At 38.3% G+C, this 14,001-nt stretch carries 9 protein-coding genes; 2 read left to right on the forward strand and 7 right to left on the reverse strand.

Annotated features, from left to right (window positions below):
- Window positions 1-155 precede the first annotated feature (155 nt).
- From H0486_RS04800 to H0486_RS04825, 6 genes are all read right to left on the reverse strand, one after another.
- Window positions 156-1,133 carry a GNAT family N-acetyltransferase gene (locus tag H0486_RS04800; protein WP_228351910.1) on the reverse strand — a complete coding sequence of 326 codons (978 nt, stop codon included), beginning with the start codon at window positions 1,131-1,133 and terminating at the stop codon, window positions 156-158.
- Between the two features lie 172 nt (window positions 1,134-1,305).
- Window positions 1,306-1,641 carry a hypothetical protein gene (locus H0486_RS04805; protein WP_228351911.1) on the reverse strand — a complete coding sequence of 112 codons (336 nt, stop codon included), beginning with the start codon at window positions 1,639-1,641 and terminating at the stop codon, window positions 1,306-1,308.
- Between the two features lie 2 nt (window positions 1,642-1,643).
- Complete coding sequence (locus H0486_RS04810; RefSeq protein WP_228351912.1) at window positions 1,644-2,519, reverse strand: damage-control phosphatase ARMT1 family protein; 876 nt, start codon at window positions 2,517-2,519, stop codon at window positions 1,644-1,646.
- A gap of 12 nt (window positions 2,520-2,531) precedes the next feature.
- A complete protein-coding gene (locus tag H0486_RS04815; protein WP_228351913.1) occupies window positions 2,532-3,335 on the reverse strand; it encodes a DUF4111 domain-containing protein in 804 nt (267 codons plus the stop codon).
- A gap of 194 nt (window positions 3,336-3,529) precedes the next feature.
- Entirely contained in the window at window positions 3,530-3,793 is a 264-nt protein-coding gene (locus tag H0486_RS04820) for a CD3324 family protein (RefSeq protein WP_228351914.1), read from the reverse strand.
- A 181-nt stretch (window positions 3,794-3,974) separates the two neighbouring features.
- Window positions 3,975-4,694 (reverse strand): lysophospholipid acyltransferase family protein, encoded by a 720-nt coding sequence (locus tag H0486_RS04825; protein WP_228351915.1) that lies wholly within the window; start codon window positions 4,692-4,694, stop codon window positions 3,975-3,977.
- Between the two features lie 698 nt (window positions 4,695-5,392).
- Between H0486_RS04825 and abc-f the strand changes: the two genes are divergently transcribed.
- Window positions 5,393-7,342: a ribosomal protection-like ABC-F family protein gene (gene abc-f / locus H0486_RS04830; protein WP_228351916.1), complete on the forward strand. Its 1,950-nt coding sequence runs from the start codon at window positions 5,393-5,395 to the stop codon at window positions 7,340-7,342.
- A gap of 147 nt (window positions 7,343-7,489) precedes the next feature.
- On the opposite strand, the gene H0486_RS04835 is transcribed toward abc-f, so the two are convergent.
- The gene (locus tag H0486_RS04835; protein ID WP_228351917.1) at window positions 7,490-8,347 is read right to left on the reverse strand and encodes an aminoglycoside 6-adenylyltransferase; all 858 of its coding nucleotides are present in this window, start codon (window positions 8,345-8,347) and stop codon (window positions 7,490-7,492) included.
- A gap of 253 nt (window positions 8,348-8,600) precedes the next feature.
- Between H0486_RS04835 and H0486_RS04840 the strand changes: the two genes are divergently transcribed.
- Window positions 8,601-13,835 (forward strand): Ig-like domain-containing protein, encoded by a 5,235-nt coding sequence (locus H0486_RS04840; RefSeq protein ID WP_228351918.1) that lies wholly within the window; start codon window positions 8,601-8,603, stop codon window positions 13,833-13,835.
- Window positions 13,836-14,001: the final 166 nt, after the last annotated feature.

Raw genomic sequence — 14,001 nt, forward strand, 5'->3', positions numbered from 1 at the left:
TGTAACTTTGAAGATTAAAAAACAACCTATATTACCCCTTTTTCAATATTTTACATTCTAATTCGTCAAAAGTCTACATATTTCGTGTAGATTATGGTAGAATAATATACAAAATCGCTAACCCTTAATAAGGATTAGCGATTATTGAACGTTACTTATACCTCTTTTGCATAGTCTTTATCATTGGACTCCTTTTCCCAGGAGATGAAGACTTCCAATTCCCAATGATAGACAGGAATAAAGGCTTTATTTTCATATCCGATTTTATGATAGAAGGTCTGATTACCACCTAGCATTCCATTACATCTCGGGAACATTTTCTGTACTCTGTTTGCAGCTTCATGTAGAATAGCTGTTGCAATTCCTTTTCTTCTTTCCCACCATACGACAGCTAATGGTTCAAGTTCACAATAGGGCATATTTTCGTCATACCATATGATTGCAAAAGCGACAGGTCTCTTTTGTTCATCAAGAACACACAGATCAAGGTCCTTTCGATAGTGCTTCATTTTTCGCAAATCATGGAAGGCCTGTTCGCCATGTTCGCAGGCATGCCTATCTCCGGTATAGCCAAAGGAATAACGATGAGTATTGGATAGGTAAAAGTCCGGAGTAGTATTGCCGTCGACGATGGAATAGCCATCAGGCAGTTTTACGTCATAGAACTTATCTCCAAAGGGTAGGATATATCGGTCCTCGCCAAAATCCAATTTTTGAAATCCTGACTGCAAAACCATTTCCTTAAGAGTAGTATTCCAATCCGGCACATAGATGTTTACATACTTGGTTCGTTGATCCTCCTTGATTGCAGTAGCGTGTGTTTTAGCAAACTTAATCATATCTTTAAGAAGCTCTGTGTCGCCTCCGCGTTCTTTGGAATCAAATAAGAAAAAAGCTTCTCCGTCATAATTACCTTCATTGATGACACAGGCTACAACTTTCCCGTTATCCCTATAGACACCAACCGTATGATACCAAGCTTTATAATGGCCTGTAAAAGCCGGATGCAGCCCTTTTGAAAATTCGTGTCTACTGAGATTCCAGACAGGGTATTCCCATTGATAGGAAGCGATGATTAATTGCTCTATTTCATCAAAATCCTCATCTTTATAAAAACTGAATTCATAACGCATATGTATCTTCCTCTCATTATAAAATATAGTTAGATAATTGCGAAACTATACAACAGAAAGTACGCTTTGCGAACTTTCTGTTGTCCTGAATAATTGTGGCCATTGTGTATACAGTGGATACATATTCCGAAGCAAACCATAGCGGAAGTAGCGGGTTTGCGCAGGAATATGCTTATTCTATGCTTTCACCACACATGATATCAAATGGCATGACTAATAGCTTGCTTAACCGTTTCTCATATTCAGTAAAAAACCATGTGGTTGCATTGGAATAGTTCTCAATTGTGTCAAATTGCCAGTAGGAGTAGTACTTAACACACTTAACGATCTTAGTAAGAGGTCTAGGTAAATCTCCGATTTTATCAAATATATAAAATCTTTTCAAATATTTGATATCAATATTACCGGCCAGTTCCTTTTGTTGTGGGAGCATTTCCTTTACTAAGCTTTCGAACTCTTCAAGCCTTTCAGGCTTTACCTGAAATAATTTAACCTCTGAAAAAGACATTCTTATTCCCTCCTTTTTGTTTTGCTTTGCATACAAATCATTTTCTTTTCTTCAACACCAATATCCTCTGCAATAACATTACATTTTGTCATAAGTAAAAAATAGATGTTCTTTTTCTCTTCGCTTAAGCATTCATAATTTGCTTGTCCTTTGGAAATAACAACATCTGCATTCTCGTAGAGTTCCTTGAATTTCTGGCTGGTACGATGAAGAACGGTTCCAAGAGATCCGTCCCCATTATCAATAATCTCTGCATATTCATCGATTCCAACAGCATATGCATCCTCAGCGATGGAATCATTTACAACGGGTTTACCACGTACACCAAATAGTAGATGAATGCTTGGGTTGAGCTCCTTGATTTTCTTTAATAAAAGCTTATCCAAACAGATTTCACCACAATTATCTCCCAGATATAACAGGGATTTTGCAGCTAGAATATCATTTATCAATGACTGTGAATCATCTATGGCGAATTCTAATTCATCCATTTTATCAAAGTAATCATAGATATCCTCTAATAGAGTATTGTGTATGGGATTAAAGTCTATGATATTACCTACAATTGCATATTTGACAGCCATTCGAAAGGAATGGTCGGACTGATTTACTTTGTACTCAAAGTCAGGTAATAATTCTAGAAACAGAGCATTATAATAGGCTCTAGTATCCTTGTACGGATCCGGATTATTCGTATATTTCTTAATTAAATCAAATATCTCACCAATTAGTTCCGGAGTGGTTTGGTCAAACGAAATTTTACTCAGGTACGAAAAGACTTCTCTGAATAAAGCTTCTTTGTTATTTACATTTGAAATGTTTGCAACTTTGATTGCCTGATTTACCACACAGGGTAAGCACTTATCATGTAATATCATAGAATCCTCGCATTAATTTCTTTGAATCTCGTTAATCAATAACTCCTTCAATTCCTCTAAGTCTTCCTCCTTATATTCCAGATCTTTTTCTTCAGAATACCATTCCTTAATCGCCTGGTCTATAATGTATCGGTATTTTTCAGGGACAAAATTGAGCGTCCATATCGCACCATCATATTTGGATAAAATCCGTTTTTCATATTTATAGGATAGAATTCGTCCTAAGATCAGAATATTACTTGCGAAATATCTTGGGTTATAGGCACGAAAATCATATTCTGCAACATCGTTGCTGATTGAATTCCAGAAATCCTTCTCAGGAATCGTAGGAAAAACCTCCTTTATAGGTCGTCCCCAGATACAAATACCACTTTGATTAATTAAATGAATATAGCTGGCAATATCCGGATCGCAAAAATCTTCATCTACAATAAAGCATTCTTTGAGTGTGCCATTTAATAAATTCTTGTAACGCTCAGTCCATGAGTCGCTATAGTGGAATTGACAAGGTACCGGATGCTTCCAGGGGTTCAAATCATTGATCCATATGGCGGACATTTCAAGATGAGAGGGTTTACAATCAATCTCAATTATTTTTTCAGCAACTGATAATCTTTCCTCCCGGCTTAAGCGTTTGTCACATATTATTATGATATCAATATCACTTACACCTTCAACAAAGCTATCTAATACCATGGAGCCGTGTAAGTAGATTCCAACTACTGCTTCTCCGATACAGTCCAACCATATATCCGTTACTTGTTTGATTTGCTCTTTCACATCAGGTGAAAGAGTATTATAATTTTTGAATTCCATGTTATAATCTCCTTATACCACCAAATTATACCATTATATATGGGTTTGTCATTCGCTTGTATCACCAGCTAATTGTATCATAAGAATATGAAGATGGATTATAACAAACATTTTAAATCAAATATAATAAAATAGGGTATTCCATAATAGAGAAGATCGCGCTGATTACTCTATTATGTAAATACCCTGTGTTTTTATTTGTAATTATTGAGTATTCGATAAATCGAACTTTCTGATAGATAATACTCTTTTGAGAGCTCATAAACTGTTTTCCCGTATATATAATCCTTGTAAATTTGCTTATTTCTACTAGCTAACTCAGATTTATGACCTGAGATACTTCCCCATTCTTTTCGCTTTTCAGCTCCGGGTATGTATAGAAAGCCTTCCGAAATATATTTTCGTATTTCAACAAGTAACTCGTCGGGAAAAACATTTGTCGCATTTAAATATTTCATTCTGTACTTGCTCCTTATTCTAATAATGCGTTAGAATGCGGATTCTGTACTATTCATGAATGAATTGGCAAATCTAGAATTACGCTCCACACGTATTTGCCGGTTACAGAATCGCATGGAGCTTAAGTAAACGTTTCTGCTTCATTTTATTTATCCTCCTATAATATGTGTATCAGTGATTCTAGAAAAATGGATCACCTAATTTATTATTATTTTGATGTTTATATGATAATATTGGGGTTCTTGGTAGTGGATCCAATGTATTCTGCATATGCTTTAACGCCTCCAGCCATTCATGACGATGGTCCTCTTTATCGTTAATAACGAATGCTTTACCAAATACAACACGTGTACGATCTGTCATTGATGGTTGCTCCAAATAGATTGGCAATATTGGTTTCTGTGTTAAATATGACAAGCTGAATATACCATGATATATTCGATCGATGCTGTTCCTATTGATATCGGATATTGTGCCTTGCGGAAATATCAGTACATGCTTTGGAGAAGCTGCATTTTTTAAGTATTTCGTCAAATCTATTAAAGCCTTTGTCATATCACCGGAGGAGTTTCTATTTACTCCGATTAATTCATAATATTTTGAGACAAAGGACATAAGCTTTTCGTTATCTACCCATTCTTTCTTAGATAGTATTCGTATCCTGTCATGTAATAGACCTAGAATGACAGCGTCAAAATCGCTTACATGATTGGATGCCAGAATATAATCATTACTGTCTAAGTCGGGCATATTGACTAATTCTACATGAAATAATTCAAAGACACCTTTTTTGTAGTCTTCTCTATTATTAATATCCACTCCTAAATCTACTAGTTTTTGCAAAAATACTTTTAAGTAGTTAGCAGCATCTTCCCCACTAAAACTTAAGCTGTTATCCAAAATAAATCCTCCCAACCTTCTGGTAGCATAAATTAACAATGCTATGGCATAATTCATCAAGCTCTGAATTCAGTGCCTATTATAACATACACTATTTTTATTGACAACATACACCGATATGTGGTTACATAAAGTTCATTATGAAAAGAGGCTGTTGCAAAATATATAAACAGGGATTATGGTAAGTCATAATTCCTAATAAACCATTTTGCAACAGCCCCTTAATATTGAGCAGATCATGTATTCATTAAGTATACAACTTTTGCACATTTATGAAAAATAATTTCTTCTCAGCGAGACCTGCATATAAAAATTCTGGTTGACGATAATGATCTTATCGATTATGATATAGAAAGGTAAATACCGAAATATATATATTTACATTAATTAATCAATTAATTTCTATCTGTGTATCTCCTTATGGCTATACATGGGATGACGAAAGGAACTTAGGTAATAACATGAACAATACACTTAGATGGGTTAAATTTGAGGCTATTATGATCGCACTATTTTCAGTTAAGGGGATAAGTGCGTCCAAATTTAATAGCTTTGATAAGGTCCATATAGGTGAATTGGTGAATTCATATTAGAATATAATCTTAATGATAATTATATGATGAATGTATCCCAAGGCTTATATGCCTTGGGTTTTTTTATGCATAAATTTACTTAAAAATAAAGAGAGGTAGAATATAATGATAGAATTAAGTGTACAAAATTTAACGAAATACTATGGAGCGAATAAAATATTTCAAAACATCTCCTTCGAGGTAAAATCCGGAGACCGAGTAGCTTTAATCGGACAGAACGGTTGCGGTAAGACTACGATCATGAAAATTATTATGGGAGTAGAAGAGTACCAGGGAGGGAATATCTATCTTCGAAAGGGGGCCAGATTAGGTTATCTGGATCAAATTCCTGAATATGAGGAAGGTATAACGACGCTGGAGGTTCTGCAATCTGCATTTGATGATATTGATCAGATTAGAAGAAAAATGAAGTATTTGGAGGAGCAATTTCAAGTGCTGAAGGATTCCGCGCTGGAGAAAGCGATCGATAGTTACGGAAAGCTGACGGAGCAATATGAATTATCCGGAGGTTATGAAATCGATACTAAGATTAATCGGATTACCGAGGGTCTTCAGATTAACGATACTATGAAGAATATGAGCTTTCACCTTTTAAGCGGAGGTGAAAAAACAAGAGTCATTCTTGCAAAAATCCTGTTGGAGGAGCCAGATATCATGCTATTGGATGAGCCGACCAATCATTTGGATCTGAGCTCCATTGAATGGTTGGAGGGCTTTTTGAAGGAATATCAGGGAGCGGTATTTATTATATCCCATGACCGTTATTTTCTGGATAGTATTGCAAATATGATATATGAACTAGAGTTTGATCACATCAGTGTATACCATGGTAATTATAGTTACTATGTGCTGGAAAAGGAGAGAAGATTCTTATTAGAATTCAAGAACTATCAGAATCAGCAGAAAAAGATTGCACAGATGGAGGAACAGATTAAGCGCTACCGAATCTGGGGGCAGATGAGGGATAGTGAAAAGATGTTCAAACGTGCCAAAGAATTGGAAAAACGTCTTGAAAAAATAGAGGTATTAGACAGACCAATCCTAGAGAAAAGAAAAATGCGGCTAAATCAGAATGACATCAACCGAACCGGGAAAATTGTTCTTGAAATACAGAACCTAAGTAAAGCCTTTGATGAGAAGCCGCTATTGGAGTGTGTGGATATCAGCATTTTCTATCAGGATCATGCCTGTATTCTCGGTAAAAACGGAAGCGGAAAGTCAACGCTTCTTAAGATGATACTTGGGGAGCTGGAGCCGGATCAGGGCGTAATAAAGTATGGCTCGCAGTTAAAGATTGGGTATTTACCACAGCATGTAATTTTCGAGGATGAGGATTTAACCTTATTAGAACACTTTTCCAGAGCTCATGATATTACAACCGGGGAGGCCAGATCCCAATTGGCTAAGGTGCTATTCTTTCAAGAGGATGTGCATAAGAAAATTAAGCATTTGTCCGGCGGGGAGAAAAGCAGATTGAGATTATGTTCTCTCACCTTTCAGAGAGTGAACTTTATGATACTGGATGAACCGACCAACCACTTGGATATAACCTCAAGAGAGGTCTTGGAGGATACCCTGTCAGAATTTGAGGGTACCATACTATTTGTATCCCATGATCGCTATTTTATCAATAAAATCGCAGATAAGATAATGGAGATTGAAGATAAAACAATAAAAGCCTATCCCGGTGATTATACGTATTATCAGGAAGAGCATCAAAAGGAAATTTTGCGGAAAGGAACTGCTGAAAATCAGGAGAATGAGAAGAAGGGAAATACGAAGATCAACAATAGACAGATCAATAATAAGCAGATTAGCAATAAGGCTAAGGAGCAGCCCATCGTAAAAGTTAATTATAGGAAAAAGCTTGCGGAGATTGAAGGAAAAATTGAAAAAATGGAGCTGCAGATGAAAAGCCTTGAGGAAGAGATGAATTCCTATAACTCTGATGCGGAGCAGCTTAGGGAAATCTTTGAGAAGAAGGAGCTGGTAGAAAAGGAGCTGGAGCAGGCTTACGAGGAGTGGGAGCAGCTTACACTGATGGAGGCTGATTAGGATAAGCAAGGCCGAATAATTAGGAGAATATTATTAAAGCCATAATAAAAGCAGCATAATATAACAGCAGGAAAGCCTGTCACGTTGGCATTCCTGCTGTTTCATAGTAACTCAAGGAATATTACAGGTACCTTAAGAAAATTAGCTTTAATGTGGATATTCCCACAAATTATTTTTCACCTTGTGGATATATATTCTCATATTATCTTCATCCTGTTGATTATACTCATAACGGAAATGTTCAGCCACCTCAATAGCAAGCCTGCTGAAAAGGTCACAGGCCTTTAGTATCGCTTCCCACATATTATTTTCATTGCTGTCGGAATAGGTTAGTAAGTACTGTTCGTAAATATCTGACGGCAGATATCTTTTGAAGTATTTACCCATTTTACCGGCAGAGACACTGAATTTATTATGAATACCAATGTACCACGAAATCATATCGTGCAAATCCTCACGTACCACATTATGATACATTAGCATCGCGTAAGGCATTTCCTTACGAGCAATGCCTTTTGCAACATTCTGTAAGCACCACCAGAAATTATTACAGCAGGATAAATAGAAAAGCTGCGAGGGCGGCTTTACGTGGTAGTCCTTATCCGATGCAGAAGGAAATGACGGCAGAATTCCGTCCTTATCGAGTAAGACTATTGTCAGACTATCATTATCAATAAGCTCTGGCTTTTGGATGGGAATAAGCGTTAAGTCAAGACGATTTCCATCGGTAAACAACATCATCCAATTGAAATATCCCTTACCACTGGGATAACGCATTGCTTCGGGCATTTGCAGTATCAGCCTGTCACCAAATACATCGATCCAGCTGTTATCAGCAGTAAAGGTCTCGAAATCCTTAACCACATAGACAATATCATAATCCTGATAGAGATCCTTTGGTGCATTGGGATTTGTACGGGAACCATTCATATATACCGCCCGTATCCGAGGATCCTTTTCCGCTACACCTAATATCAAATCAAACATTTCCTTCTCAGTTCTCATATAATTTCCCTTCTTAAAGATTAATTTGATAACTGCTTATAGTTCGTGCTTCTCGTGTGATATAGACGAACATCTCGATGCACTTCTAGATATGATTATACAATATAACTTCTGTTTTGTAGAAGGATAGTTTCTAAAATTGTACAAGTGACTGTACTTAAGGACAGTGACAAAGGATTGAGTTGTATGTTACAGTAAGTATAAGTACAGGGGATTATTAACAAGGTTGTATCGTTACGTTAGGAGGAAGCTTATGAATAAGCAAATTAGAAAACTTTCCGTATTATTTCTGATTGCTCTTGCAGTGGTGATTTCAGGGTTGACGGATAAGAATACTGTAAATGCAGCTGATATAACAACTTATAATATTAATGAACGCGAAGTTTATATTTATAATAATGGTAATTACATCATTAAAGGTGACGGCACGGCTACACAGAATAGAATTGTAATCACATCCGGTCTTACTAATGTAAATATTACATTAAGCGATGTTAATATTGATCGATCAGGCACGAATAGAAGCGCCCTGGCTATCGATACAGGTTCGAAGCTTTATCTGACCTTGAAGAATTCTAATACTCTAAAGGGAGGCCAAAGGGGGGCGGGAATTTATGTAGCTAATAATTCCACATTAGTAATTACAGAAGAAAGCGGAGATGCTTCATTAGAAGCAATAGGTTCACTGGAAGCAGCCGGAATCGGTGGTAAAGAGCAAGGCTATACTGGGGGCACAATTATTATTAAAGGGGGCAAAATAACGGCAAAAGGTGGTTCGCCAGGTGCAGGGATTGGAGGCGCAAAGCGTACGAATGCAGGAACCATTAGCATCGAAGGTGGCACTATCAATGCAACAGGCGGAGACTGTTCGGCCGGAATCGGTGGTGGTGGAGTTCAGGATGAAAATGAAAATGCTAATGGTGGTAACGGAGGTAATATTACGATTTCCGGAGGAACGGTTACTGCAAATGGTGGCTTTTTTAGTGCCGGTATCGGAGGAGGATTTCGTGCCAGTGGCGGTATTATTACGATCACTGGAGGAAAGGTAACTGCGAAAGGAGGATATCAGGCAGCCGGTATTGGCGGCGGAGGGGTAGCTAATAGTAGCTATTACCCCCATATTAATCCCGATTGCGGTACTATTGAGATTAGCGGGGGAGTAATCGTTGCAGAAAGTAGTAGTTATGGAGCTGGAATCGGTACGGGGATAGGCGGAAGTAGTACGGGAAGTATAAGCATTAGTGGGGACAGTGATGTAAAAGCTATCGGTGGAACCGGAGGTGCCGGTATAGGCGGCGCATATGGTGTAAACGGACCTCAGATAACCATTAGTGATAATTGTAAGGTTACGGCAGAAGGTAGTTTAGCAGCCGGAATAGGTGGAGGATATAATGGCAGTAATACCAGCATAATCATTAATGGTGGCGTTGTAAATGCAACATGTAATGATACAGGCGTTGGCATCGGAGGAGGGAAAAACGGTAGCGGTGGAAGTATCATTATTAATGGTGGAACTGTAACTGCTAAAGGTAGAGGACAATATGGAATCGGAGATGGGAATAATGGCTCCGGAGGAAGTGTGATGATTAGTGCAGGTTCCGTGAATGCATCCATTAACGTTACCCCTACAAGTGATGGTACGAATCCGGTATATCAAGCGGTTCTGCCATTAAATATACCATCCAAAATATCCTCAAAAAAAATAAAATATCATATTGACGATGGTCCGGATATATCAGGAGTAATGACGGACGGAGATGGTAAGCTATATTTTTGGTTGAATAATGGAGCTCATACGATAGATGTCTTTGATATTGATTATGTTACCTATCAATATTCTTCTAAGGTAGACATTAATTCGTCGAATATAGAAGCAACACCGTTTAATCTTAAGGTTAAAAATGCCACGGAGGAAGTATTCTGTAATTCCTGGACTTTGGCATGTAATGCTGTTAAAGCTAACGGAACCATCGCACTTCTTAGTAATGTTCATGTTACGGAAGATAGTGAGTTTCCAACAGTAGCGTGTGTGATTGATGGAGGAGCAAATAATTATTCTCTTACTTTAGATAGCAATATGCAATATCCGAGTACAGCCGCGGTTCTGCAAAATCTTTCGTTGACAATCAATGGTACATTAACAGTTGGTGACAGTTATCTGGCATTAGAAGGAGGAAAGCTGTCGGGACAGGGCACAATTGTTTTTTTAACTAAGAACACAGGCTCCACCGGCTACCCTGGATTGCTGGTACTTAATAAATATGCTCAGATTCAGAATAATGCAGAGCTTAAGCTGCAGATAGAATTTGCTCCGCAGGCAGAGGATATCATAATTACGAATGCTTCCAGCAATTCGGTATTAGCGAATATAGATCGAATTACGCTTGGTAGTGGTTTTGATGTATTTACCTTAGAAGGAAGAGCTGGAACATATAGTGATGAGGGCTTAACGAAAAACTGCTATCAGTATGTACTAAAAAAGGCAGTACGTACCATTAGTATGACTGATTATACAACCAGCTACACAGGCAGCGGTATAGGATATGGTCTTATGCCTGTCATCACACCGTATTTAGGATTGGGAGAAGAAATTTGCTACACCTATTATGTGACAGAAGAGGACAGAGCAAAGTCTGAGAATGCAATTACCCCGGTTTATCCCGGCACTTATTATGTGAGAGCAAGTACAGAAGAAAGTGATCGCTGCCTATCGGCTTACCAGGATGCATGTATGACTATAACGAAGGCAGCGGCACCATTACCACCGCTTCCTACGGCTTCTTCCGTTGGAACTAATGAAATTGTATTAACTGAGATTACAAATGCAAGGTACAAAATAGATGGAGGGGATTGGCAGGATAGTAATGTATTCTCGGATTTACTGCATGGACAAGCATATACCTTTTACGTTATGACAGTAGAAACAGAGACGGCATTTGCTTCCGATCCAAGCTCGGCAGTGATCTATACAAGGCCTTTGGCTCCGGAAGCTTCCGTGGCCGGAATTGATTTTCACAATGAAACAATCAGCTTTGATGCTGCCTATGAAATGAATACGACACAGCTCTTTGACGGAACGACAATTACCAATCATATGTCCATCACAGATTATATTGGACAGACTGTGTATATTCGACAAAAGGCAGTGGATGGCGCAACCCTGGAAAGTGATGCAATTGCAATTGTGATACCGGATAGACCAGCCGCTCCGGTAATAAGTGGAATTGAGTTCACCTACGATAAGGCAGAAGGTTTGGCAACTGCGACAGTCCATGTATCAGGAGCTATGGGTGAGCTTCAGTATTGCATCAATGATGGCACCTGGCAGAGCTCGAATATATTCTCAGGGTTGGATGTAAATACGAATTATTCCTTTTCCGCATACTATCTGCCAACCGATTCAGCATTTCGCTCGAAGATAGCGACGCTTTCTAAAGCGTATTCTGTAGCTAAGATCAATAGTGTAAATGCTACCAATGGAGAGATTCAAATAGTACTGGATCGAATTCCTACACAAGCCGTAGTAGAAGGTGATTTTGAGGCCTTAATTAGTGTAAATGGGGAAGCACCAAGAAAGATTAACTTGACCGACTTTAGCTGGCATGAGGAGAGCAGGACCATAGCCTTCTACTTTAAACCAATTATTAAGAAATCCTTCGATCAAAATGTAGTGATTTCTGTTAGCTATCATGGGAAGCCCGCCGTCCATGCAGATGCTTTTATACTGGATCAGATAAGGCCCAGTGGAGTAACCCTAGATAGAAAGACACTCCTTATGTCGGTGAGCGGTTCAGCTATTAAGCTGAATGCCACAGTGGTTCCAGCGGATGCAGGGAATAAAGAGGTATCCTGGACTTCCAGTAATGATGAAGTGGTATCGGTTGACAATGGTATGGTTATTCCGGTAGCCACAGGATCAGCGATTATTATCGTGAGAACAGTTGATGGGGGTTATGAAGATTCTTGTGAGGTCACTGTAGTGGAGGATTCACAGATTGCGAATATCAGTAACATTACAGTGAGTAACGGAACAATTGATATTATCCTTGATAAAGTTCCGGTATTGACACCGGATATGGATACGATTAAAGCATTTATAAGTGTAGATAATTCAGTGGAAGAGAGACTTGATCTAAATAATCTACAGTGGGATGAGGCTAAGAGGTCGATTACTATTCATTTTGATCCTTTGATGCCAAAGGAGGAAGATCAGGAGGTAAGAATCACCGTAAGCTATAATGTTATCTCCAATGTATCGTCTGCCTATGTAATACCGGGAACATATATTAAGGTAACCGGTGTATCACTGAATCAAGAGTCCATTTCCCTACCTGTCAATGGATCCGGAGTTACCTTAGTAGCCAGTGTTTATCCCGATTATGCAACGAACCCGAGTGTGATATGGCAATCAAGCAATCCTCGTATAGCCTCTGTTGAAGATGGTATCGTAACACCTCATAGTGCAGGCACAGTTACCATTACGGTAACGACCGTTGATGGACAGTATTCGGCAGGCTGTATTGTACGGATATATCGGAATGATGATCCGTCTGGATCAAATACGGACACAGATAATGAGAAACAACAAGATGCTTCATCACCTGTATCCTCGGAAGGGGAAGCTGGTACTGATGCTAATAACATAATTAATGTTGTTATTTCGAATGATAAGAAAGAAGGAACGGAAGAAGCTCCCAAATTGGTGTTACCTGCAGAAGCAATACTGAAAGCAATAGACACAGGCAAAAAGATATCCATTACAGTCGAAGATAAAGACGAAGCTCATCCTTATTCATGGACTTTTGATACAAAGCAGATGAAGAATGTGGCTGAGTTAGCTGAGGTGAATCTAGAAATCAAGCGGAGCAATGGTTACGATGCACCGGAATTGGACAAAATACTAGGTTCAGAATGGGATAATTTCGTCGTATTCCGATTTGCTCATAAAGGCCAGCTCCCTGCAACCGCCAGTGTACGTATCTATGTTGGAGATCATCAGGGCTTTACGGCAGGTAAGAAGATTTATCTGTATCATATCAATGAAGCAACAGGTAAACTAGAAACACTGCCATTTAGCTCGGATTATGTGATTGATGAGAAGGGTTATATCACCATAAATATCGTACATTGCTCTGATTATATTGCCTTTCTTAAGAAACCCAAGGACACGGTAAGCTTAAGAAATCAGATAAAGGTAAGCCCGACGAAAGCAACACTATCCGTAAAGAATAAGAAGAAAAACTATACGGATATCGTAATTAAGCTTCCCTATACGCTGGAAGTGGTGAAATCACTAAAGGATGAAACATCCCAGACAGCAGTGGGAGGAGTGACTGTGAAATATTCCTCCAGTAATAGCAAGGTGGTCAAGGTCAATAAAAAGGGACATATCACAGCTGTTGGAGAGGGAAAAGCAGTAATAACAACAACCATCAAGTTATATAGCGGTAAAACGAAGATAGTTAAAACAACGATAGTAGTGAAATAATTCAAATAAAGGGATTGTTGATACTTAATGCAACAATCCCTTTATTTTTTTGATCCAACGAGAAAAAACTGTGCTTGTGACTGTACTTAAGTACAGTGACAAAACAGGGTTTGCTATGATATAGTTTTAATAGATAGAAAAATGATATGATGGGATTATTACGAAA

This window comes from Variimorphobacter saccharofermentans (genome assembly GCF_014174405.1).
Classification (GTDB): Bacteria; Bacillota; Clostridia; order Lachnospirales; family Lachnospiraceae; genus Mobilitalea; species Mobilitalea saccharofermentans.